Origin of the sequence: Janthinobacterium sp. (genome assembly GCF_009923995.1) — a bacterium.
Lineage (GTDB): Bacteria > Pseudomonadota > Gammaproteobacteria > Burkholderiales > Burkholderiaceae_D > Janthinobacterium.
In genome coordinates this window covers 38590-61082 of sequence record NZ_RFSK01000002.1, presented here as the reverse complement: position 1 = coordinate 61082, position 22493 = coordinate 38590, and the positions used below count along the sequence as shown (strand labels likewise).

Genomic DNA, 22493 nt, shown 5'->3' with positions numbered 1-22493 from the left:
CGGCGCTTCTGGGCGAAAAATTGTTACAGGGAGATACAAGGCAAGATCAATCCGCTTGCCAGATAGACTAAAATAGGCGCCATTCCAATGCGGCGCCAGCGTCCGCGTTGCGCTACCCTACCTAATTCGTTTTGGAGAATGTATGAAAAACTTGTACCTGCGCTCGATGCTGGCGGCGGCTTGCGCCGTCACACTGGCAGCTTGCGGTGGCAGCGGCGGCAATCTGTACCTGGGCGGCCAGGTATACGGCCTGGCAAAAGATGGCCTGATTCTTAAAAACGGTTCGGAAGAGTTGCCGATCACCTCGGGCGCATCGTCGTTTTATTTCACCAAGCTGGTCAGTACCGACGACCGCTACGACATCACTATCGTGCAGCAGCCGAAAGGCGCCGTGTGTACCATCGCCAATGGCAGCGGCAAGGCATCGAGCTACTCCGTGACCACGGCCTCCGTCACCTGCCAGACCAACACCTATGCCCTGAGCGGCACGGTCACGGGCCTGACCGCTGACGGCCTGACCCTGGTGATTGGCAGCAACGGCACCAGCCCCTTGAAAGGCAGCACTACCTATACCTTCCCGGCGATCGCCGACGGCGCGCCCTACAATATTTCCATACGGACCCAGCCAACTGGCCAGACGTGCCGCTTCCAGGGCTCCACCAGCGCCGACGGCCACGATACGGTCGGCACGATGGGTTCCGCCGCCACGACGGCTGCCACACTCGACTGCACGGCGCCGTAAGCCCTGCGCTCCGTCACCACTCTTTTGGAGAAATACATGAAGTTATCCTGCCTGCGCCCACTCGCCGCGCTGCTGCTGACCCTGGGACTGGCTGCTTGCGGCGGCAAGGCCACGTACGATGTCAGCGGCACCATCACTGGCTTGAACAATAATGGCCTGGTCCTGACGAATGGCGGCGACACCGTCACGCCCGGCGCCGGCGCCACCAGTTTCACGTTTGCCAAGCGCATCGATTACGGCACCAGCTACGACATCACCGTCACGCAAAATCCCGCCCACATGAGCTGCGGCGTCAGCGGCGGCACCGGCACGGCGGGCCACTATGTGAGCATCCAGGCGCTCGTGACCTGCTCGCAAAACGTGTACACCCTCGGCGGCGCGATCAGCGGCCTGACGGCGGATGGCTTGGTATTGATTAACGGCAACATACAAACCACGGTGGCCAAGGATGCCACGACCTTTGTCATGGGCGGCTCCGTCGCCGATGGCGCCACCTACGGCATCAGCGTGTTCACCCAGCCAACGGGCCTGATGTGCGTTGTGCAGCCTGGCACCGGCACGGGCACCATGGGCGGCGCCAACGTCACCACGGTACAGATCGCCTGCAATCCGGCCTAAGCTGCACGAATGGCAGCCGCGCCGCGGCTGCCAGGGAGAGATATCATGGAAATCTATATTTGATATTCCAAAGATAAATTGGAGTTATATGTGGCGATGCAGCATAATGCATCTGTCTCCTCCAACTCTTCCAAGAATTGGATTTAGCCCGCTTTCACCAGCGGGCTTTTTTTTGCCCAAAATTCCTCAGGCAGGCTTGTTCAAGCCCGGTTGCAACATCTGCACGATGCTGGAGAAATCCTGCTGCGCATAGCCCGCTTGCGCATGCATCTGGTACAGCTGGCGCACCAGGCCGCCCAGGGGCGTGGGGGCGTTTGCCGACAGGGCCGACTGCTGCGCCAGGCCCAGGTCCTTCAGCATCAGCGCCGTGCCGAAGCCGCCAGTGTAGTTGCGCGACGCGGGCGTACCGTCCATGACGCCGGGCCACGGGTTGTACACTTCCAGAGTCCAGTTGCGGCCCGAACTCTTGGCCATGATATCGGACAAGACTTTCGGGTCCAGGCCATGCGCCACGCCCAGGTTCAGCGCCTCGGCCGTGCCGGCCATCAAAATGCCAAGCAGCATGTTGTTGCAAATCTTCGCCACCTGGCCCGCACCCGCCTCGCCCGCATGGAAGATGTTCTTGCCCATCTTTTCCAGCAGGGGCCGCGCCTGCTGCAAGGCCGCTTCGCTGCCGCCGACGATGAAGGTCAGGGTGCCGGCCGCCGCGCCCGCCGTGCCGCCCGAGACGGGCGCATCGATCATGGCAAAGCCCCGCTCGCTGGCCGCCTGCGCCACCTGGCGCGCCACGTCGGCGGCGATGGTGCTGCAATCGATGAACAGGGCGCCAGGCTTGGCCGAGTCCAGCACGCCGCCCGCCGCCAGGTACAGTTCCTGCACGTGCTTGTTGGCCGGCAGCATGGTGATGACGGCGTCGGCCGTCTGCACGGCCGCGCTGGCGGACACGGCGGCCGTGGCGCCCGCCTCGACCAGGGACGCCACGGCCGCCGGTGCCAGGTCGAATACGGATACGTGGAAGCCGGCGGCCACCAGATTACGGGCCATCGGCGCGCCCATGTTGCCCAGGCCGATAAAAGCGATATGTTGCATAAATGTCTCCTCTTCTTCTTTTAATGCAGATCCGCCAAGGGATGCGTGCTCCATGGCGCCTTGAAATAGCCGTCCAGATACGCTGCGCTGACGTCGGCCAGGCTGGCAGGCTGCCAGCGCGGCGCGTTGTCCTTGTCGATCAGCAAGGCGCGCACGCCTTCGCTGAAGTCGCCATGGGCGCAGCATTGCACGGCGACAATCAGTTCCAGCTGGAACACTTGCGCCAGACTCATGTGACGCGTGCGTTCGCGCATGGCCCACACGAGGGCGGCCGAGCTGGGTGCGCCCTTGTCCAGCGAGTGGGCCGCCTTTTGCAGCCAGGCCACGTCGCCGTCATAGGCGGCAATGGCGGCCACCACTTCGGGCAAGGTGGGCGCTTGCGTCAGCGCGGCAATGGCGTCGAAGTTGGCGCGCACTTCGGACACGGGCAGCAGTGACGCCGGCGCCGAGAAGCCGCGCAGCAGGCGCCCCAGTTGCTGATGGTTCGCCTGCGGGCTGGCTTGCCATTGCGCCAGCGCCAGCGCGTCGAGCACCATGGCGCGCTCTTCCTGGCGCAGGAAATAATCGCCCAGGCCCGTAAACAGGGCGTCGGCCGCGTTCAGCGGCGCGCCCGTCAAGCCCAGGAACAGGCCGCTGCGCCCCGGCATGCGGCCCAGGAACCAGCTGCCGCCCACGTCGGGGAACAGGCCGATGGTGATTTCCGGCATGGCGATGCGCGTGCTTTCCGTCACCACACGGTGGCTGGCGCCCGCCATCAGACCCAGGCCGCCGCCCATGACGATGCCGCCGCCCCATACCAGCAGCGGTTTCGCATACGTATGGATGCGGTGGTCGAGCCGGTATTCCTCGGCAAAGAAGGCCAGCGCCTGCGGATTCGGCACGATGCCGGGCTGTTCAGCCACTGCTCCACGCAGGCTGCGCACGTCGCCGCCGGCACAGAAGGCCTTGTCCGTCGACGATTGCAGCACCACGCAAGCGATGGCGTCGTCGCCGGCCCAGCGCACGAGGGCGCCATCGATGGCGCGTATCATGTCCAGGGTCAGCGCGTGCAGGGATTTCGGCGCATCGAGCGTGATGACGCCCAGCTTCATGCCGCCGGGACAGTCGCGCTCCTCGATTTTCACGGTGTCAATCAGGGTGCTTTCAGCCAAGGTTTCAGCCATTGCGCCACTCCGCCGGACGTTTTTCCAGGAACGCCTGCACGCCCTCTTTCTGGTCCTGTGTGTCGAACAGGCCGAGGAACAGGGTGCGCTCATCGGGCAAGGAATCGACCAGCGGATGGCTGCGCGCGCCCTGGATCAGGGTCTTGCACGCCGTCACGCTGCTGGGGCTTTGACGGGCCACCTTGGCGGCCAGGGCCAGCGCCGTGGCGGCGGCCTTGCCGGTCGGCACGACTTCCTCGACGAGGCCGATGGCCAGGGCCTTGGCCGCATCGACGCGCTCGCCGCACAGTATCATGCGCTTGGCCCAGCCTTCGCCTACCAGCCACGGCAGATGCTGCGTGCCGCCCGCGCACGGCAGCAAGCCGACGGACGCTTCCGGCAAGGCCATCTGCGCGTGTTCCTCGGCGATGCGGATATCGCAGGCCAGCGCGCATTCCAGGCCGCCGCCCATGGCATAGCCATTGATGGCGGCGATGCTGACGCCGCGAAACGCGGACAGGGCCTCGAAGGCTTCGCCAAAGGCGGCGGCCATGGCGAACGCCGCATCCTTGTTGCCGTCGGCAAACACGTTCAGGTCGGCGCCGGCCGAGAAGAACTTGGCGCCGCCGCCCGTGATCACCAGCGCGTACACGTCGGCGTCCGCATTCAGGTCCGTCACCAGCTCTTTCAGGGCGCACAGGCTGGCCTGGGTCCACGTGTGGGCGGGCGGGTTATCCAGCGTCACCAGGGCCGTATGGCCTCGGCGTTCCAGCAACAAATTTGTGTACACTTTGCTCATCGTAAGGTCTCCGTGGCGCCATCTTTCAAGATCGCTCGCGCGACGATCAGGCGCATGATTTCATTCGTCCCTTCTAGGATCTGGTGCACCCGCGTGTCGCGCACGTGGCGCTCGAGCGGGTACTCGCGGATGTAGCCATAGCCGCCATGCAGCTGCAGCGCATCGTTGGCCACATTAAACCCCACATCCGTGGCGAAACGTTTTGCCATGGCGCAATATGCCGTGGCATCCGGGCTTTCCTGGTCCAGTTTCCAGGCCGCCAGGCGCACCATCTGGCGCGCCGCCACCAGTTCCGTCAGCATGTCGGCCAGCTTGAATTGCAAGGCCTGAAACTGCGCCAGTTCGCGGCCGAACTGCGTGCGCTCCTTCATGTAGGCCTGCGCCCGCGTGAGGGCCGCCTGCGCCGTACCCACCGAGCACACGGCGATATTGATGCGCCCGCCATCGATGCCCTTCATGGCGATGGCAAAGCCCTCGCCTTCCGCGCCCAGCAAATTACCGACAGGCACTTTCACCTGGTCGAAGCTGATGATGCGCGTGGGCTGGCTGTTCCAGCCCATCTTTTCCTCTTTCTTGCCGTACACGATGCCGGGCAGGTTCGCCGGCACGGCAAAGGCGGAAATACCGGCCGCGCCCTCGCCACCGGTCCTCGCCATGACGATCAGCATGTCCGTCTGGCCCGCGCCCGAGATGAAGGCCTTCGTGCCGTCGAGTACATAAAAATCGCCTTCCTTCACGGCTTTCGTGCGCAGGGAGGCCGCGTCGGAACCGGACTGCGGTTCCGTCAGGCAATAGCTGGCCAGCTTCTGGCCCGCCGCCAGGGCAGGTACCCATGCGTCGCACAGGGCTTCCTGCCCCCAGCGCGACAGCATCCAGGTGGCCATGTTGTGGATGGTGATGTAGGCCGTGGTCGAGGTGCAGCCGCCGGCCAGTTCCTCGAAGACGATGGCCGCATCCTGACGGGAGAGGCCCAGGCCGCCCCAGCGCTGCGGCGTGTACAGGCCGCAAAAGCCCATCTCGCCCGCCTTGGCGATGGTTTCCACAGGGAAAATCGATTCCGCATCCCAGTGCGCCGCATGGGGCGCCAGCTCGCCTTCGGCAAACGCGCGCGCCGCCTGCTGGAACTCGCGCTGCTCGTCGCTCAGTTCAAAGTCCATGCCGGCTCCTTACTTGAGGCTGATGGTGGTGTTGACCTTGCCCACCGAGGCCGCGTCCGTGAACCAGCGCTGGGTAATCGTCTGCGTCTGCGTGTAGAACAGCACGACCTGCTTGCCGAACGGGCCCAGGTCGCCCAGCTTGGAGCCGCGCGAGCCCGTAAAGCTGAACAGGGGGACGGGCACGGGGATGGGCACGTTGATGCCCACCTGGCCCACGTCGATTTCTTCCTGGAAGTAACGGGCCGCCGCGCCGCTTTGCGTGAACAGCGCCGTGCCGTTGCCGTTCGGATTCGCGTTCACCAGGGCAATCGCTTCGTCCAGCGTGTCGACTTCGACGACGATCAAGACGGGGCCAAAGATTTCCTGGTCATATACGACCATGCCGGGTTTCACGCCGGAAAGAATCGTCGGTCCCACGAAGTTGCCGTTCGGATAGCCATCGACCTTCACGTCGCGGCCATCGAGGGTCAGCACGGCGCCCTGCTCGATGCCCCTGGCGACGAGGCTGTGCACGCGCTCTTTCGCCGCGCAGGAAATCACGGGGCCCAGGTCCGGGTTATCCTTGCCCGCGCCCACCGTCAGGGTTTGCGCCTTGGCCGCCAGTTCCGGCAGCCAGTCGCGCGCTTCGCCCACCAGCACGGCGACGGAGGCCGCCATGCAGCGCTGGCCGGCCGCGCCGAAGCCCGCGCCCAGCAGCTGGTTCAGGGTCTGTTCCTTGTTAGCGTCCGGCAAGACGACGGCGTGGTTCTTGGCCCCCATCATGCACTGTGCGCGCTTGCCGTTCAGGCTGGCGCGCTGGTAGACATGCGTGCCCACCTTGCTGGAGCCAACAAACGAGATCGCCTTGATGTCCGGGTGGTCGCACAGGGCGTTGACCACGTCTTCGCCACCGTGAATGACGTTCAGCACGCCGGCGGGGATGCCCGCCTGCAAGGCCAGGCGCACGAGCTTTTCCGTCACGAGCGGATCTTGCTCCGACGGTTTCAGCACGAAGGTGTTGCCGCAGGCAATCGCCATGGGGAACATCCACAGGGGGATCATGGCGGGGAAGTTGAACGGGGTAATGCCCGCGCACACGCCCAGCGGCTGCAGCACGCTGTAGGTATCGACACCGCCGGCCACGTTTTGCGCGAATTCCCCCATCTGCAGGGTGCCGATATTGGCCGCGTGCTCCACCACTTCCAGGCCGCGGAAGACGTCGCCTTCCGCGTCGAGCAGGGTCTTGCCCTGTTCCATCGTCAAGGTCGCGGCCAGGTCGGCCATGTTTTCACGGATCAGCTGCTGCAATTTGAGGAAGATGCGCGCGCGGGCGCCGATCGGCGTCTTGCGCCAGGTTTTGAAGGCGCGCTGGGCCGAAGCGATGGCCGCATTGACTTCCTCGGGCGTGGCGAACGGTACCTTGGCCAGGACTTCCTGCGTGGCGGGGTTGACGACGTCGCGCCAGACGGTGGTCTGGGATTCAACCCACTCGCCGTTGATCAAGAGGGGAACAGTCGGAATAGCGTTTTGCGTGGTCACTCGGTGTCTCCTTGTGTGGGTATAGGTCTGTTTGCATTATTCGCACAATACGGGCCGCAAACAAGACGTGAAAATGCGAGATAATGCAAAGACGAATCTGTTAATCTGCAAAGATTGTAAATTTGCAGATTCCGCAAACCGGGGGAGAGGAAACGCGATGGCAAAGGTTTTCATGGGCGTGCGCCTGCAGCGCCTGCGCGAGGAACGGCGCATGACGCAGGTGGCGCTGGCCAAGTCCCTGGGCATCTCGCCCAGCTACCTGAACCAGATGGAGCGCAACCAGCGCCCCCTGACGGTGCCGATCCTGCTGCGCATCGGCACGGTGCTGGGCGTCGATCCGCAAATCTTTTCCGAACACGACAGCGCCAGCCTGGTGGCCGACGTGCGCGACGTCTTCGGCGAACTGCCCGACGCGCCGCCCACCTCGATGGCGGAATTGAAGATGCTGGTGGAGAATATGCCGGAACTGGCGCGCTCGATCCTGCTGCTGCAACGGCGCTACCGGGTGATGGCGGAGCGGGCCGATACCCTGGCCGCGCGCCTCGACGACGGCAGCCGCGGCGCCAGTTCGGCGGCCCCGTCCACGGACGAGGAAGTGCGCGAATACCTGAACCGGCGGCAAAATTACATCGATGAGCTGGACCGGGCGGCGGAACTGGTGGCCGGTGAACTCGATCCATCCCTGCGCACGCTCGACGCGCTGCAGGGCCGCCTGCTGGAGCGCCACGGCGTCCGGGTGCAGCTGTCCGACGGCGACGCGGGCATGGTGCGCAAGCACCGCTTTGATTCGCAACAACACATCCTGTGGCTGCCCGACACGCTGACGGGCGGCCAGCGCGCCTTCCAGATGGCAGCGCAAATCAGCCTGCTCGAACACAGTTCGCTGATCGACGCGCTCGTGCTGGCGGCGGGGTTCTCGGGCGCGGCCGCGCAAACGAGCGCGCGCCTGGCGTTTTCCAATTATTTCGCGGGCGCCCTGCTGATGCCGTATCAGCGTTTTTTACAGGCGGCGGAAAGCCGCTCCTACGATATCGAGCGCCTGGCGCACCAGTTCGGCGTGGGCTTCGAAGCCGTATGCCACCGGCTGAGCACCATGCAGCGACCCGATGCGGCGGGACTGCCCTTCTTCTTCGTGCGCGTCGACCGGGCCGGCAATGTCTCGAAGCGCCAGTCGGCCACGGACTTTCATTTTTCCAGGGTGGGCGGCACCTGTCCGCTGTGGATCGTCTACGACGCCTTCAGCCATCCGGGGCAAGTGCTCACGCAAGTGGCCAGCATGCCGGACGGCTGCACCTATCTGTGGATCGCGCGCCAGGTCAGCACGGCGTCGCCGGGCTTCCGGGCGCCGGGCAAGACCTTTGCCGTGGCGCTGGGCTGCGACATCTCGCAGGCGCACCGGCTGATCTATTCCAAGGGACTCGATCTGCACGACCCGTCCAGCGCCACGCCCATCGGCACGGGCTGCAAGGTGTGCGAGCGGCAAAGCTGCCCGCAGCGGGCGTTCCCCTCGCTGCTGCTGCCGCCGCCCGTGTCGGCCTAAGAGGCGTCGACGACGCGGGCGCGCAGCGCGTCGAATTCACGCGTAAATTGCGCGCGCCAGTCGCGCCGCATGCTCTCATCGATCCAGGCCGCGTCCAGGCCATTCAGCATGAAGCCGCGCATGTCGTCCAGGCCGAAGCCGAACTCGCGCATCATCATCCAGGCGCCCGTCGGCGTCACGTGGTGCAGGGTCGGGTCGTCCGTGTTCGGATGCAGTTTCAGGCCCAGCTTGGCCATGGCGCGGATCGGGTGGTCGAGTGCCCAGCGCTCGGGCGCCAGGGTGCGCAGATAATACGAGTTGGTCGGCACCACGGTAAACACCAGGCCCCGCTCCACGCAGCGCTGCGCCAGTTGAGGATTATCAACAATCGTGTAGCCGTGGTCGACCCGGTCCACCTGCAGCTGCTCGATGGCCGTCGCCACGTTCATCCACGGCATGCCGAATTCGCCCGCGTGGGCCGTGCACTTGAAGCCGGCCTCGCGCGCGGCGCGGTAGGCTTCGATGAAGAGTTCCGGCGGGCGGTCGTTTTCGCGGTAATCGATGCCGATGCCGATGACTTCCGGCGCGCGGTGCGCCTTCATCCATTCCACCATCTGCACGGCTTCGGCGGGACTCGCTTCGCGGTCGATGCTGGGAATCAGGCGGCCGATGACGCCGAAATCGCGCTGAGCGTCGCGGATGGCGGCGACGATGGCGTCTTGCGCCGCGTCATAGCGCAGGCCCGACACGCGCACCGTGCCGGTCGGATTCCAGAAGAATTCCGCATAGCGCACGCCGTGGCCATGCGCGTCTTCCAGGTATTCGTAGGCCAGGCAATACAGGTCCGTGGGCGAGACGATCAGGTGCGCGTCGAGCGCGCGCAGCACGCGCAGCACGCCGACGGGCTTGTCGCCGCGCGTGTAGAAGGCGTCGATTTCCTCGGGGGTGACGACATTGCCCGTCTTGGCGGCCAGCGCGCGGAAGGTGGCCTGTCGCACCGTGCCGAACAGGTGGCAATGCAGCTCCACTTTCGGCATGGCGCGTAAAAACTGTTCGATGCTCAGGGCAGGCAGGGTGTCGGCAGGGTTACTCATGAAGCTCGCTTCGCTAGTGGATAAAGACTCAAAATCACATCAGGATGGCCGTCAGGCGACGCATCAGCAGTTCGATGGCCGCGGGACCATCGGCCAGCATCGCCACCTGCGTGTTGATGGGCGCGCGGCGCGGCACGCGGAATTCGCACACCGTCATGCCGCGCGTCAGTGCGCCCGTCAGTTCGATGGCCACGTGGGCGCTCTGGAACTGGAACAGCTGCGGCGCTTCCAGGTACAGGGCCACCACCGGGTCGTACATGGGCATGGGCACGGAACCGTCGGCGCTGCGGATGCGCACGTACGCTTCCAGGTAGCCCGCCAGACGCTGCGCGCGCGGCGTGCCGATGGCGCGCAGGCGCTCCACTTCCACGTTCGTCACCAGCAGCTGGCGGCACAGGTTCAGGCCGAACATGCGCAGCGGGATGCCGGCCTGGAAGACCTGGGCGGCCGCTTCCGGGTCCGCATAGATATTGAATTCGGCCGCCGCCGTGTGGTTGCCCTGGTCGGTGGAGCCGCCCATCAGGATGATCTCGACGATTTTTTCCGCGATGTCCGGCGCGCGGCTCAGGGCCGTGGCCAGGTTGGTCATCGGCGCAATCGCCATGATGGTGATCTGACCAGGATGGGCGCGCACGGCGGCGATCAGCGCGTCGACGGCGTGGCCGGCAGCATCCGTGGCCGCGCCGGGCGGCAGGACGTCGCCCGTCGTCGGCATGCCGCTGTCGCCGAGGATGCGCTGCGCCGTCTCGATGACGCCGGCCAGCGGCTCTTCGCAGCCGCGGTAGATGGGCACCGTCAAGCCATCATGGGCCTTGATGCGCAGGGCGTTGTCGTAGGTGATGTCGACGGGCGCATTGCCCGCCACCACGCTCACGCCCAGCCACTCGATGCCGGGATTGCTGCCCAGCAACAACATCGTCAGCCAGTCGTCGAAACCGGGGTCGGTATCGAGCCAGATCTTTTTCAAGGGGGTATCCATGATGCTCTCCACTAGAAAGTCAGGCAGCCAAACACAGGGCGCTGTCGGATGGCAGGACGAACGAGACGGCCGTGCCTTCGCGCCAGGTGGCGCCGCCGGCCGCGCAGATGCCCTTGACCTGGCCCAGCGGGGTTTGCAGCAGGTATTCGACGGTGTCGCCCAGGAAGCCCCGTGCCAGCACGGTGCCCGGATACCGGGCGGCGACATCGTCGGCCGCGCAGACGCGCACCTTGTCCGGGCGCCAGCCCAGCACCGTAGTCCCGGCAGCGACGGGAGACGTGTACGGCAGGCTGGCGCCCGCGTGGTGCAGCGCGCCGTCGCGGTAGTCGAACAGGTTCTCGAAGCCCATGAAGTTGGCGACGAAGCGCGTCGACGGCGTATTGAAGACGGCTTCCGGCGCGGCCAGCTGCTCGATGCGCCCGCCGTTCATGACGACGATGCGGTCGGACAGGGCCAGCGCTTCTTCCTGGTCATGCGTCACGTACAGCATGGTGATGCCCAGCTCGCGCTGGATGCGGCGCAGTTCGGCGCGCATCTGCACGCGCAGCTTGGCGTCCAGGTTCGACAGCGGTTCGTCCAGCAGCAGCAGGGCCGGTTCGACGACGATGGCGCGCGCCAGCGCCACGCGCTGCTGCTGGCCGCCGGACATCTGCGCCGGCAGGCGCGTCTCGAAACCCGTCAGTCCCACGGCGGCGATCACGGCTTCCACCTTGGTTTTCAACAAGGCTGGCGCAACCTTGCGCAAGCGCAAACCGAAGGCGATGTTGTCGTATACATTCAAGTGAGGGAACAGGGCATACGACTGGAAGACCATGCCGATATTGCGCTTGTTCGGCGCCAGCTTGCCGATTTCGCGGCCGTCGAGCACGATGCGGCCCGATTGCATCGGCATCAGGCCGGCGATGGCGCGCATGGTCGTGGTCTTGCCACAGCCGCTGGGGCCCAGCAGCGAAATCAGTTCGCCCTGCTCGACGTGCAGGTCCAGGTCCTTCACGGACGTCGTGTTCTTGGCGTAGCCGAGGTTCAGCTTGTGCAGTTCCAGATAACTCATGGTGTGTTGCCTCTTACATGTATTTAGAAATGCCCAGCACCTTCTCGGTCACCATCACGAAGGCCATGGTGAACAAGACCAGCAAGGTCGACAGGGCAGCGATCGACGGGTCGAAGCTGTTTTCCATATGGCCCAGCATCTCGATCGGCAAGGTGCTGATGCCGGGGCCCGTGAGGAACAGCGACACGGGCACCTGGTTGAACGAGGTGACGAAGGCGAGGAAGAAGGCGGCGATCACGGCGTTGCGGATATTCGGCAGCACGATCATGAAAAACGCGCGCAAACGCGAGGCGCCCAGGGTGATGGCCGCATCCTCGATATCCACGCGCAGGTTCACCAGGCTGGCGTACACGACGCGCACCGAGTACGGAATCAGCAGCGCGATATGGCCGATCAGCAGGCCCACGTAGACGGGCGCGTTAATCGTCAGCACCAGGTGGTGCAGCAAGCCCAGGCCCACGAGGATGGCGGGAATGATCAGCGGCGACGTCAGGATCTGCCGGATGGCGCCGATGCCGGGCGGCGGCATGCGCGAAAACGCATACGCGACGGGAATGCCCAGCAGCAGGGCGATGACGGTGGCGATCAGGCCGATCTCCAGGCTGGTCTGGAAGGCGCGGCGGAACTCGGGCGCCGACCACACTTCGATGATCCAGCGCAGCGAGTACGATTCGGGCGGGAAGGCCAGCGTTTCGCCGCCGGAAAAGCCCGCCAGCACGACGATGGCGAAAGGCCCCAGCAGGAACAGGAACACGAGCCACAGGACGGCGCGCGAGAAGATACTTTCTTTCATACGGAACTCCGGCTCGAAGAAATACGTTTAAGGCCGGCATTCACCAGCAGGGTCATGCAGACGAGGATGACGGCGATCACATTCGCGGCGCCGAAATCGCTCTCCACGCTGACCTTCTGGTACAGCAGGGTTTCCAGCATCAGCACCTTGGTGCCGCCCAGCAGGGCCGGCGTCACGTAGGCCGTCACGCAGCCCGTGAAGACGAGCGTGCCGCCGACGACCAGGCCTTCCTGCGTCAGCGGCAGGGTGACCTTGCAAAAGACTTGCCATGGATTGGCGCCCAGGGTGGCGGCGGCCGGCTCCACGTCGCGCGGCAGGTTTTCCAGCGCGCCCGCCAGCGACATCAGCATCAGTGGCAGCAGCAATTGCAGCAGGCCGACAAAGACGGCAAATTCACTGAACAGCAGGCGCAGCGGCTCTTCCGTGAAGCCCAGGTTGACGAGCGCCGCGTTGACGGCGCCGTTGCGGCCCAGTAAGACGATCCAGGCGTAGGTGCGCGCGATCGGCGACACCATCAGCGGCAGGATCATCATGCCCACCACCAGGCCGCGCCACTTCGGCGACACGCGCGCCACGGCCTGCGCGGCCGGGTAGCCGAGGAGGATGGAGGCGAGCGTCACCAGCGCGGCGATGCGCAGGGTGCGCCAGAAGATGGTGCGGTTGAATTCCTGCGAAAAGAATTCGATGAAGCGGTCGACGCCCCACTGCATGCCGTCGCCGACGCGGAAGGCGTCGACCAGCAAGGCCAGCACGGGCAGCAGGAAGCAGACGACGATAAAGATCAGCGCAGGCAGGACCAACAGCAGGCCCAGGCGCTTTTTTGGATCAGCAAACATGGTGTTCTCTCCTCGTCACCACTATTTGCTCATGGCCTTGTTCCACTGCGTCATCCAGTTCGTGCGCTGCTTGAGGATGGTTTCCGGCTTGACGAATTTCAGCGACCCGATTTGATCGGGGCCATAGGTATTGAATTGCGCGGCGGCCGTCGACAGGCGCACGTCCTTGTTGACGGGCGAGTCGACCAGGTTGGTCGCCAGCTGCGTCTGCACTTCCTTGGACAGCCAGAAATCCATCAGCTGGTAGGCCAGGTCCGCATTCTTCGACCCGGCGACGATGCCCATCACGTTCATGCCGGCCGCCTGGCCTTCGGCCGGGATGCTCCATTTCAGGGGCAGGCCCGTCTTGAGCATCTGCGACCAGGTGAAGCGCGCCACGGGCGCGGCCCAGATTTCATCCTGGGCGAACAGGGCAGCGAGCTGCGCGCTGTTTTTCGAGAAGGTGACGACGTTGCCCTTCATGCCGACGATCTTGGCGAAACCGGTGGCGTAGTCGTCCGTCTTGCCGCCCCAGGCCGCATCGGCCATGCGCAGCATCAACGGGCCCTGCGTGGTGCTCACGTCGGGGAAGGCCACGCGGCCCTTCAGTTCGGGGCGCCACAGGTCCTTCCACGACGTCAGCGGGGCGATCTTGTCGCTGCGGTACACCAGGCCCACGGAATACAGGGTGTAGCCGACGGCGTAGTTGCCGCCGATGGGATTCTTCGCCACGTCGTACAGAGCCTTGTAATTGCTCAGCTTGGAGTAATCCATGGGCTGGATCACGCCCTTCTGCGCCGCTTCCAGCATGCCGGAATCGGACAGCAGCACCAGATCGATGACCGGATTCTTCGCGTGCACCACCAGCTTGGCGATGCGGTCCGCGTTATTCCCCGTTTCCACCTTGATATCGCAACCGCATTTGGCCTTGAACGGCTCGTACACATACTTCATGAACAAGGGTTGGGCAATCGGGTAGGCCGAAATGACCAGCTCGCGTTTTTCCGCGTGGGCGGCGTTTGCCAGCAAGCCTAGGCTCAAAGCCAACATGAGGTGCTTTTTCAAGATGCTTCCTTTCAGGGGACGGCGCTGCGGGACAGCGCCTGTAAAGATGAATCAGACTCAGAAATAATGTCGCATGCCGACGATCAGCACGCTTTGCGTCTTGCCGCCGGAGGCGCCGAAGCCGAACACGCGGGCGAAGGTCGCATCGCCAGCCGCTTTCTGGTAGCTCCAGGTGACGGCGACGTCGGTGCGCTTGGACAGGAAGTAATCGGCCTGGAAGTTGACCTGGTGCCATTTTGGCGTCTTGTTAACCACATCATATTTTCCTGTAGTAAAGAAATACGATGCGCCCAGGTTCAGCGCTTCCGTCAGCTTGTGGTTCACGTTCAGATCCACATTTTGCAGGGTCAGATTGCTCTGATCCATGTAGTGGTAGCGCACGTTCGTGTACAGCGCGCCGAACTTGGTCCTGCCCACATTATAGAAGCCTCCCGTGCCGGCGATGGCCTGGCTGTTCACGCCAGCGCCGCTGACGGTGCTCTTGTTGAAGATCAACAAGGAACTGCCGTAGTCATTGCCGATGGCGCCATTCGGCGCGTCCGGGGCATTCGGGTGGTCCATCTTGGTGTAGGCGACGGCCCAGCTGAAGGCATCGACTTTGTAGCCGGCACCCATGCTGTAGACGCGGTTGCGGTTGGAATCGGCCGGATTTTCGCTGAAGCCATACAAACCCGTGAACGACAGGTTGCTGATGTTCGGGCTGACATACTTGACGGCATTTTGCACGCGCAGGTTGTTGTAGCCATTGTCGTTGTCGCCGATGTGCACGCCGTTACTGGCGATAACCACCGGGCCCAGCAGATCCTTGACGGCTTCGTACTGGCGGCCCAGGGTCAGCGTACCCTTGTCATTGCTCGACAGGCCCACGTACGACTGGCGGCCGAACAGGCGGCCGCTTTGCGCCGCCGTGCCCGTCATCACGTTGAAACCGTTCTCCAGCACGAAGATGGCCTTGGTGCCGTCGCCCAGGTCTTCCTGCCCGCGGAAACCGATGCGCGGGTTCTGATTCGTGCCGCTCAGCGCATGCGTGCGGCTGCCCTTGCCTTCATCCGACACATAGCCGATACCGGCCGACAGCAAGCCATACACTTGCACGCTGCTTTGTGCCTGCGCAACCCCCTGCGCCGCCAGCAAGCCACCCACTACCATCGTTCCAGTCATCCATTTGTTCATCGCCGCCGCCCTAAAAAGAATAAACCCTGAGTTTTTTTGGAATTATTGTTGTTGCCTGCGTCCCTTGCATGCTGGCTGCCGCGTGTGCCGGCGCCGCCTGGCAAGCACTTCTCCGAAAATTGTTGCTTTCAAGACAAGTAAAGACCAGTCCAGAATATGGTAAATTGCGGGATAAGAAAATTTGTTTATTTTTATAAATCCATTACTTTTTCTAATAAGCAAACCCATGCATGAGTTGAGCAAGAAAATTTCCTTACGACATTTACAAGCGTTTTCCACCCTTGCCCGGGTAAACAGCTTCAGCAAGGCTGCACAGGAATTGTGCGTCACCCAGCCGGCCCTCAGCGCGTCGATCAAGCTGCTGGAAAATCAGCTGGGAAAAAAGTTGTTTAACCGCACAACCCACCAGCTGGACCTGACGCGCGAAGGCAAGTTGGCGCTCGAATATGCGACCCATTTGCTCAATACGGCAAGCAATACCTTTGCCGATATCCAGCGCGCCATCGGCAGCGGACGGCACCGCATCCGCATCGGCGCCATCCCCTCGGCCATGGCCATGACGGCGGCCGTCGTGGCACGCTACAGCGAACAGCATGGCGATGAAGTGGAGATCGTCCTGTCGGACATGCCCAACGATGGCTTGCTGCACGCCCTGCATTCGGGCCAGCTGGATTTTTGCGTGGGCATCGAAGTGCCCGGCTCCGTGTCGCTGGAAAGCGTCGGCCTGTTCGAGGATGAACTGGTGCTGGTGACGGCGGGACGCCATGCGCTGGCGCCGCTGAAGGAAGTGCGCTGGGAACAGCTGGCGGGCCAGGAAATCGTCGTGTTTACCAAGGGCAGCATCTGGGAGTTCGCTTCCAGTGCCCTGCGCCAGCACGGCTTGAGTCCGTCCAGCCTGTACCAGATGATCCACAGCGAGTCGCTGTATGGCGTGGTGCGCGCCGGCATCGCCGTGGGCATCATGCCCAGCCTGTACACGACCTTCCTCAACGACGAAGAACTGCACGTGGCACCCCTGCGTCAGCCCACCTGCAAGCGCAAGATCGCCTTGATGCGGCGCAATGAAATCAGCCGCAACCACCATGTCGACGACTGCTTTTCAGCGCTGCGGCAGGATTTGCAGCAGGTCGATCAGTGGTTTTGAATAAGCCCAACAGGTGAACAGCCGGGGTCGGACCCTCAGGGTCCGACCCCAGTCTTCGTCCCTGGGTTGGAGAACGCTTACGCAGGCGCCTTCAGCAAATTCGCCAGGGCCACGTATTGCTCCAGCCCCACCGTTTCCGGACGCAGGGTCGGGTCGATGCCGGCCGCCTTGATCTGCTCTTCCGTAAACATGCCGGCCAGGCAGTTGCGGATCACCTTGCGGCGCTGCGAGAAGGCCTTCATGACGACCGCTTCCAGGGTTTCCTGGTCGCAGGCCAGGCGCTCGGCCACGGGGATCATGCGCACGATGGCCGATTCCACCTTCGGCGGCGGGTCGAACGCCGTCGGCGGCACGATGAACAACAAAGACATGTCATAACGCCACTGCAGCATCACGGACAAGCGGCCATACGCCTTGCTGCCCGGTTCGGCCACCATGCGCTCGACCACTTCCTTTTGCAGCATGAAATGCTGGTCCTGCACCAGCGGCGCGAAATCGGCCAGATGGAACAGCAGGGGGCTGGAGATGTTGTACGGCAAGTTGCCCACGATGCGCAGCTTCTGGCCGGCCGGCACGGGAATTTGCGCGAAATCAAACTTCAGCGCATCGCCCGAATGGATCGTCAGCTTGGCCGGATTGAAAGTCTTTTCCAGGCGCACGATCAGGTCGCGGTCCAGTTCCACCACGTGCATCTGCTTCAGGTGGCGCAGCAGCTGCTCCGTCATGGCGCCCAGGCCGGGGCCGATCTCGACCATGGCATCGTCCGGCTGCGGCGCGATGGCGGCCGTGATGTCGTCGAGGACGAAGCGGTCATGCAGGAAGTTCTGGCCAAAGCGTTTGCGGGCAACGTGTTTCATATTCTGTTCTTCTATAAATGCGGGTAAGGCGCGGTGATGCGGATGAGTAGTTCAGGCCGCCTGGCTGGCGCGCAGCATGTCGAGCGCCGTCTGCAGCGCGTGCCGCATGCTGTGGTCATCGGCCAGGCCCAGTCCCTGCGCAGCCAGGTCCAGCGCCGTGCCATGGTCGACCGAGGTGCGGATCAGCGGCAAGCCCAGGGTGATATTGATGCCGCGCCCGAAGGTGGCATATTTCAATACCGGCAAGCCCTGGTCGTGGTACATGGCCAGCACGCAGTCGGCGTCCGCCAGGTATTTGTGCTGGAACAGGGTGTCGGCCGGATACGGCCCGCGCGCATCGATGCCGCGCGCCCGTGCCGCGGCGATCGCCGGGGCGATGACATCGATTTCCTCGCGCCCAAGATACCCGCCTTCGCCCGCATGCGGGTTCAGGCCGGTCACGAGGATGCGCGGCGCGGCGATGCCGAATTTCCGTTGTAAATCCAGCTGAATAATGTCCAGGGTGACGGCCAGGCTGTCCGCAGTGATGGCAGCGGACACGTCCTTCAATGGCAGATGCGTCGTGGCCAGCGCCACGCGCAGGGTCGGTTCGCCATGGCCCGGTTCGCCGGCCAGCATCATGACCACTTGCGGCGTGCCGGTTTTTTCCGCCAGGTATTCCGTGTGGCCGGAAAAGGCCACGCCCGCGTCGTTGATCGTGCTTTTTTGCAAAGGTGCCGTGACCATGGCGCCGAACCAGCCGGCGGCGACACCTTCCACGGCCGCGTCCAGGGTCGCCAGCACGGAACGCCCGTTTTCCTTGTCGAGCACGCCAGGAATGACATTGTTGACGGTAGGAATGTCAATAACGGCCAGGCGGCCGGGGCCGAACTGGGGCAAGCCGCTGTTGCGCACGGCTTGCAGGGACAGGGCCGCCAGGCGGATCTCCGGGTCGATCAGGCTGGCCGTCAGCGCCAGGAAGGCGGCGTCGCCCAGCAAGATGCAGTTGACCTCGTGGCGCATGGCCCAGGCGGCGCGGATGGAAATTTCCGGGCCGACACCGGCCGGCTCGCCACAGGTGATGGCGATGGCGGGACGGCGGGATGCAGGCAAGTTACTCATGCGCAAACAGTCAGCCGCATTACTGGTCGTCCGGACGGAATTCGACGTAGGCACGGTCGCGTACTTCGCGCGCCCAGTTTTCCGTCGCTTCTTCCAGTTTGCGTTCGCGCAAAGCATTGCGGGCGGCATTGCGCTGCTTCTCTTTCGACACGTCGTCGCTCTTGCGCTCCAGCACTTCGATCAGGTGGAAACCGAAGCTCGATTCGATCGGCTCGCTCACTTCACCCGGTTTCAGCGCATTCATGGCCGTCTCGAATTCCGGCACGGTGTCGCCCGGATACAGCCAGCCCAGGTCGCCGCCCTTGGCGGCCGAGCCGTCGTTCGAGAACAAACGGGCCAGGTCTTCGAACTTGGCCGCCTTGTTGTCGAGGCGCTCTTTCAATTCCAGCAACTTGCGCTTGGCTTCGGCGGCCGACAGGGTCGGCGTCACTTTCAGCAGGATGTGGCGGGCATGCGTCTGCTGCACGGCGGCGACGGCTTGCGCCTCGGCCGCACTGCGGCGGTCCACCAGCTTCAGGATATGGAAGCCCGTGTTGCTCTTGATGATGGGCGTGATCTGGCCCGGTTTTAATTTCAGCAACTGTTCCGTGAACAGGGGCGGCAGGCGGTCGCTATTGCGCCAACCGATATCGCCGCCGCTCAGCGCATCGCTGGCGTCGGAATAGGTGGCGGCCATCTTGGCGAAATCGGCGCCCGTGCGCAGCTGGCGGCTGACTTCTTCGGCACGCGCGCGGCGCGCGGCGATCTGTTCCGGGCTGGAGTTTTCCGGGATGCGCACGAGAATTTGCGCCAGGTTCAGTTCGACCTGCTCGCTGGCGGCGGCTTTTTCCGCTTCCAGGAAGTTGTCCACTTCGGAATCGGAGATCTGGATCTTGGCATCGACTTCGTGCTCGCGCAGGCGCTGCATGATGATTTCATCACGAATTTGTTCGCGGAAAGTCGCAAACGGTGTGCCTTCCTTTTCCATCTCGTTGCGCAAGTCCTGTACCGTCATTTTTTGCTGTTCAGCAATACGGCCGATGGCACGGTCCAAGGTCAGGTCATCGACGCGCACGCCCATTTCCTTGGCCAGCTGCATTTGCGCGCGCTCAACGATCATGCGCTCCAGCAATTGACGACGCAGGTCGGCAGGATCGGGCAGGGGCACGTTCTGCGCCTTCATGCGCTGCTCCACGCTCTTGATGCGGGCCGCGACTTCGTTGCGCGTGATCACATCGTCATTGACGACGACGGCGATGGAATCGATGGTCTGGCCGCTGCTCGACGCTGGCGGCGTGAAACCCTTGACTGGCGCAGCTGCAGGTTTCGCTGCGGCGGGCGCGGCAACGGCCGGCGTGGCAGCAGCTGGCGTGGCGGCAGGCGCTGGCGCAGCCTGTTGCGCCCAGACACTACTGGTCGTGGCGCCGGAGATGGCGCACAGCAGAACCGTTGCAATTTTGAGTTGGTGCATACTGGCATTACGCATAATGTGTAGAGCGCTCATGAGTTCAAGTGAATAAAAAAACCGGTTCGCGCCAGCGCCGGGGAGTCCGGCGGCGGCGACGGTGACCATCTTAACGGAGTGGCTGGCTCAGTGCCTGATAGCCAGGTATGGTTTTGGTAAATGTTTCCAGCCCATTCGCCCCCAGGCCCAGGCCATTCGACAGGCCCGTCAGTTCCAGCTGGAAGAAGATCGGCGTCGACGCATTGTTGGCCGACGTCACGAAACGCTGGGCGCCCATACGAAATACCCAGCAGTCGCCCTTGTATTCCAGGCCGATCAGGCTTTCCAGCATGCGGCGGTCCAGCAAGGAATAACTGATGCGGCCCACGCCATACAGGCGGTCCGTCAGCGGCCATTGCGTCGACACTTCCATGTTGCGCAAGCTGCCACGCTGAAAACGGTTGCTAAAATTCAATACTTTCTTCGGACCGGGCTGATATTGCAGCGCGTAGTTGTAGCTCATCAGCTGGCGGTCGCTGGGATTGTACTGCACCAGGCTGTCGACGGTCCAAGTCTCCGACACGCGGCCCGTCGCCGCCAGCAGGATGTCCGAACGCGACTGGTTGACCGGCGTGGTCGAGTTGAGCTGCACGCGCTGGTCGGCAAAATAGAAACGCTGGCCGAAGGTCAGGCGCATGCGCTCGGCGCCATCGGGCTGCAGGAAACGCGAGACGACGGCCGCCGTGACCTGGTTGGCATCACCGATGCGGTCGCTGCCGACGAAGCGGTTTTCCGTGAAGATCTGCGTCAGGTTGAAGGTGCCGTCGGCCGTATCGAAATTCGGGAATTGCGACTGGTCGCGGTACGGCGTGTAGACGTAGAACAGGCGCGGCTCCAGGGTCTGCGTGCCGCCCTTGGCGCCAAACAGGTTCGTGTCGCGCTCGAATACCAGGCCGCTGTCGACGGAGATGGTCGGCACGGCGCGCGTCAGCGAGGTATGCGGGAACTGCGCCTTGGTCGTCGCATCGTTATCCAGCTGGTACGCACTGGCGTTCAGCATCAGCTTGGGCGTGATGAAGTAGCCAGGGCGGACGATGGGGAAACTGACCTGCGGCACGGCCACCACGCGCGAACCCTGCACCAGGGTCGGATGCACGAAACGCGTCGCTTCCGCGTCGAAGGTCCAGTCGAAGCCGCCCCAGACGTCGTATTTGCCCGCGTGGAAATTTACCGATGGCAAACGGTCATACGGGCGCGTCACGAACAGGGACGGGTCCGTGACGGCGGCGGGGTCCTGCAGCACCTGGTAGTTCTGCACGCGCGCCGTCAGGCTCCAGTCCTCGGTGCGGTAATCGGTGCGCAGTTCGCGCAGCAGCTGGCGCTCCGTGGCCGACGCCACGTTTTTCGAGAAATCACTCGGGTAATTATTGTCCGATGCGTCGCGCACATCCCAGCCATAGGTCCAGCCCTTGGCCAGCGCCTGCTCATGCTTGGACTTGATCATGTAGCGGTTGGTCTTGGTCTGCTTGTCGTTAGGCAAGAATTCGAACGAGGTTTCACCGCTGTACAGGCCGGCGTCCGTCTCGCCCATGTAGCGTCCGATGGCGCCCAGCTGGATGCCGCGCCGCTGGATGTATTTCGGGAACAGGGTCAGGTCGCGGTTCGGCGCGATATTCAGGTAGTACGGTACCGTCAGCTCAAAGCCGTTCTTCGAAGCAAAACCTGGCGTCGGCGCCAGCCAGCCCGAGCGGCGCGCGCCCGACAGCGAAAACGAGATGCCGGGCGTGCCCAGGATAGGCACGTCCTTGAAATAGATGATGGTCTTGCCACCCGTGCCCACGTCGCGGCCCGTGTCGAGGTTCAGGGTGCTCGACTTCAGATACCAGTCGGGGTTCGGGCCTTCGCAGGTACTGTACGTGCCGTCGATGACATTGGCTTCGTCGGGATTGATGAAGTCGACGCGCTCGGCCTTGCCCTGGCCATGGCCCACTTCAAAGCGGTAGGTGGGATTGAGCAGGAAACCCTTGCCCGTCTCCATGTTCAGCTTCAGCACGTCGCCCGTGTAGTAATCGCCGAAGCGCCACATCTTGATGTGGCCTTCCGCCTCGAACTGATCTTCAACTTGTTTGTAACAAGCTGTATCGGCCGTCATTTTTGTGGTTTTTCCGCGCTCGATCACGACATTCTTGTCGAGATTGATCTCCCTTTCCGGTCGGCCGTTCATGCTTTCCGCCGTCATGACGGTGGGCGCGTCCGGGTCTTCCACATGGACCGGACGTGGCGCCTTCTGGGCGTGGACGGGCACCGTCGTGGCGGCGACGAGCGCGCTGATGGCGAAAGCCCAGCGCTGCGAAGGGGGGGAGGCCGAAAACCAGCTCATGAATTGGAAGGGGCAAGCACCATTGACAGGCGAT

20 protein-coding genes are annotated in these 22493 nt (G+C 63.5%); 4 read left to right on the top strand and 16 right to left on the bottom strand.

Annotation, left to right across the window (positions count from 1 at the left end):
• Positions 1-142: 142 nt before the first annotated feature.
• Positions 143-742 carry a hypothetical protein gene (locus EBS11_RS01360; protein ID WP_290599911.1) on the top strand — a complete coding sequence of 200 codons (600 nt, stop codon included), beginning with the start codon at positions 143-145 and terminating at the stop codon, positions 740-742.
• Positions 743-778: 36 nt separating this feature from the next.
• On the top strand, positions 779-1360 hold the full coding sequence (locus tag EBS11_RS01355; RefSeq protein WP_290599910.1) for a hypothetical protein: 582 nt from the start codon (positions 779-781) through the stop codon (positions 1358-1360).
• A gap of 186 nt (positions 1361-1546) precedes the next feature.
• Here the strand turns inward: EBS11_RS01355 and mmsB are convergent, their stop codons facing one another.
• Genes mmsB through EBS11_RS01330 form a run of 5 tightly spaced genes read right to left on the bottom strand, consistent with a single transcriptional unit; the run spans position 1547 to position 7065 of the window.
• Entirely contained in the window at positions 1547-2449 is a 903-nt protein-coding gene (gene mmsB, locus EBS11_RS01350) for a 3-hydroxyisobutyrate dehydrogenase (protein ID WP_290599909.1), read from the bottom strand.
• Between the two features lie 20 nt (positions 2450-2469).
• Positions 2470-3612 carry an enoyl-CoA hydratase/isomerase family protein gene (locus tag EBS11_RS01345; RefSeq protein WP_290599907.1) on the bottom strand — a complete coding sequence of 381 codons (1143 nt, stop codon included), beginning with the start codon at positions 3610-3612 and terminating at the stop codon, positions 2470-2472.
• Entirely contained in the window at positions 3605-4390 is a 786-nt protein-coding gene (locus tag EBS11_RS01340) for an enoyl-CoA hydratase (RefSeq protein WP_290599906.1), read from the bottom strand. The genes EBS11_RS01345 and EBS11_RS01340 overlap by 8 nt, the downstream gene beginning before the upstream one ends.
• Complete coding sequence (locus tag EBS11_RS01335) at positions 4387-5547, bottom strand: acyl-CoA dehydrogenase family protein (protein WP_290599904.1); 1161 nt, start codon at positions 5545-5547, stop codon at positions 4387-4389. The genes EBS11_RS01340 and EBS11_RS01335 overlap by 4 nt, the downstream gene beginning before the upstream one ends.
• 9 nt (positions 5548-5556) lie before the next feature.
• Positions 5557-7065, bottom strand: a complete 1509-nt coding sequence (locus tag EBS11_RS01330) for a CoA-acylating methylmalonate-semialdehyde dehydrogenase (RefSeq protein WP_290599902.1) — start codon at positions 7063-7065, stop codon at positions 5557-5559.
• A 157-nt stretch (positions 7066-7222) separates the two neighbouring features.
• Here EBS11_RS01330 and EBS11_RS01325 point away from each other — a divergent pair, with 157 nt between their 5' ends.
• Positions 7223-8605 carry a short-chain fatty acyl-CoA regulator family protein gene (locus EBS11_RS01325; RefSeq protein WP_290599900.1) on the top strand — a complete coding sequence of 461 codons (1383 nt, stop codon included), beginning with the start codon at positions 7223-7225 and terminating at the stop codon, positions 8603-8605.
• Here the strand turns inward: EBS11_RS01325 and EBS11_RS01320 are convergent.
• The 7 genes from EBS11_RS01320 to EBS11_RS01290 are packed head-to-tail and all read right to left on the bottom strand — an operon-like array spanning position 8602 to position 15542.
• Positions 8602-9678, bottom strand: coding sequence for an adenosine deaminase (locus EBS11_RS01320; RefSeq protein ID WP_290599899.1), 1077 nt, complete (start codon positions 9676-9678; stop codon positions 8602-8604). The two genes, EBS11_RS01325 and EBS11_RS01320, sit on opposite strands and share 4 nt — an antisense overlap.
• 34 nt (positions 9679-9712) lie before the next feature.
• The gene (locus tag EBS11_RS01315) at positions 9713-10657 is read right to left on the bottom strand and encodes a nucleoside hydrolase (protein WP_290599897.1); all 945 of its coding nucleotides are present in this window, start codon (positions 10655-10657) and stop codon (positions 9713-9715) included.
• Between the two features lie 19 nt (positions 10658-10676).
• On the bottom strand, positions 10677-11708 hold the full coding sequence (locus EBS11_RS01310; RefSeq protein ID WP_290599896.1) for an ABC transporter ATP-binding protein: 1032 nt from the start codon (positions 11706-11708) through the stop codon (positions 10677-10679).
• Positions 11709-11721: 13 nt separating this feature from the next.
• Positions 11722-12501: an ABC transporter permease gene (locus tag EBS11_RS01305; RefSeq protein WP_290599895.1), complete on the bottom strand. Its 780-nt coding sequence runs from the start codon at positions 12499-12501 to the stop codon at positions 11722-11724.
• Positions 12498-13337 carry an ABC transporter permease gene (locus tag EBS11_RS01300; RefSeq protein ID WP_290599894.1) on the bottom strand — a complete coding sequence of 280 codons (840 nt, stop codon included), beginning with the start codon at positions 13335-13337 and terminating at the stop codon, positions 12498-12500. Before EBS11_RS01300 ends, EBS11_RS01305 begins: the two co-directional genes overlap by 4 nt.
• A gap of 21 nt (positions 13338-13358) precedes the next feature.
• Positions 13359-14381 carry an ABC transporter substrate-binding protein gene (locus EBS11_RS01295; protein WP_290599893.1) on the bottom strand — a complete coding sequence of 341 codons (1023 nt, stop codon included), beginning with the start codon at positions 14379-14381 and terminating at the stop codon, positions 13359-13361.
• 57 nt (positions 14382-14438) lie between these two features.
• A complete protein-coding gene (locus EBS11_RS01290) occupies positions 14439-15542 on the bottom strand; it encodes a porin (protein WP_290599892.1) in 1104 nt (367 codons plus the stop codon).
• A 238-nt stretch (positions 15543-15780) separates the two neighbouring features.
• On the opposite strand from EBS11_RS01290, the gene EBS11_RS01285 reads away from it, so the two are divergent.
• Positions 15781-16698 (top strand): LysR family transcriptional regulator, encoded by a 918-nt coding sequence (locus EBS11_RS01285; protein WP_131373325.1) that lies wholly within the window; start codon positions 15781-15783, stop codon positions 16696-16698.
• A gap of 77 nt (positions 16699-16775) precedes the next feature.
• On the opposite strand, the gene rsmA is transcribed toward EBS11_RS01285, so the two are convergent.
• The 4 genes from rsmA to EBS11_RS01265 form a co-directional block, all read right to left on the bottom strand.
• The gene (gene rsmA / locus EBS11_RS01280; protein WP_290599891.1) at positions 16776-17555 is read right to left on the bottom strand and encodes a 16S rRNA (adenine(1518)-N(6)/adenine(1519)-N(6))-dimethyltransferase RsmA; all 780 of its coding nucleotides are present in this window, start codon (positions 17553-17555) and stop codon (positions 16776-16778) included.
• 51 nt (positions 17556-17606) lie between these two features.
• A complete protein-coding gene (gene pdxA / locus EBS11_RS01275; RefSeq protein WP_290599890.1) occupies positions 17607-18647 on the bottom strand; it encodes a 4-hydroxythreonine-4-phosphate dehydrogenase PdxA in 1041 nt (346 codons plus the stop codon).
• 28 nt (positions 18648-18675) lie between these two features.
• The gene (locus tag EBS11_RS01270) at positions 18676-20106 is read right to left on the bottom strand and encodes a peptidylprolyl isomerase (RefSeq protein WP_290599888.1); all 1431 of its coding nucleotides are present in this window, start codon (positions 20104-20106) and stop codon (positions 18676-18678) included.
• 103 nt (positions 20107-20209) lie between these two features.
• A complete protein-coding gene (locus EBS11_RS01265; RefSeq protein WP_290599886.1) occupies positions 20210-22459 on the bottom strand; it encodes an LPS-assembly protein LptD in 2250 nt (749 codons plus the stop codon).
• Positions 22460-22493 lie beyond the last annotated feature (34 nt).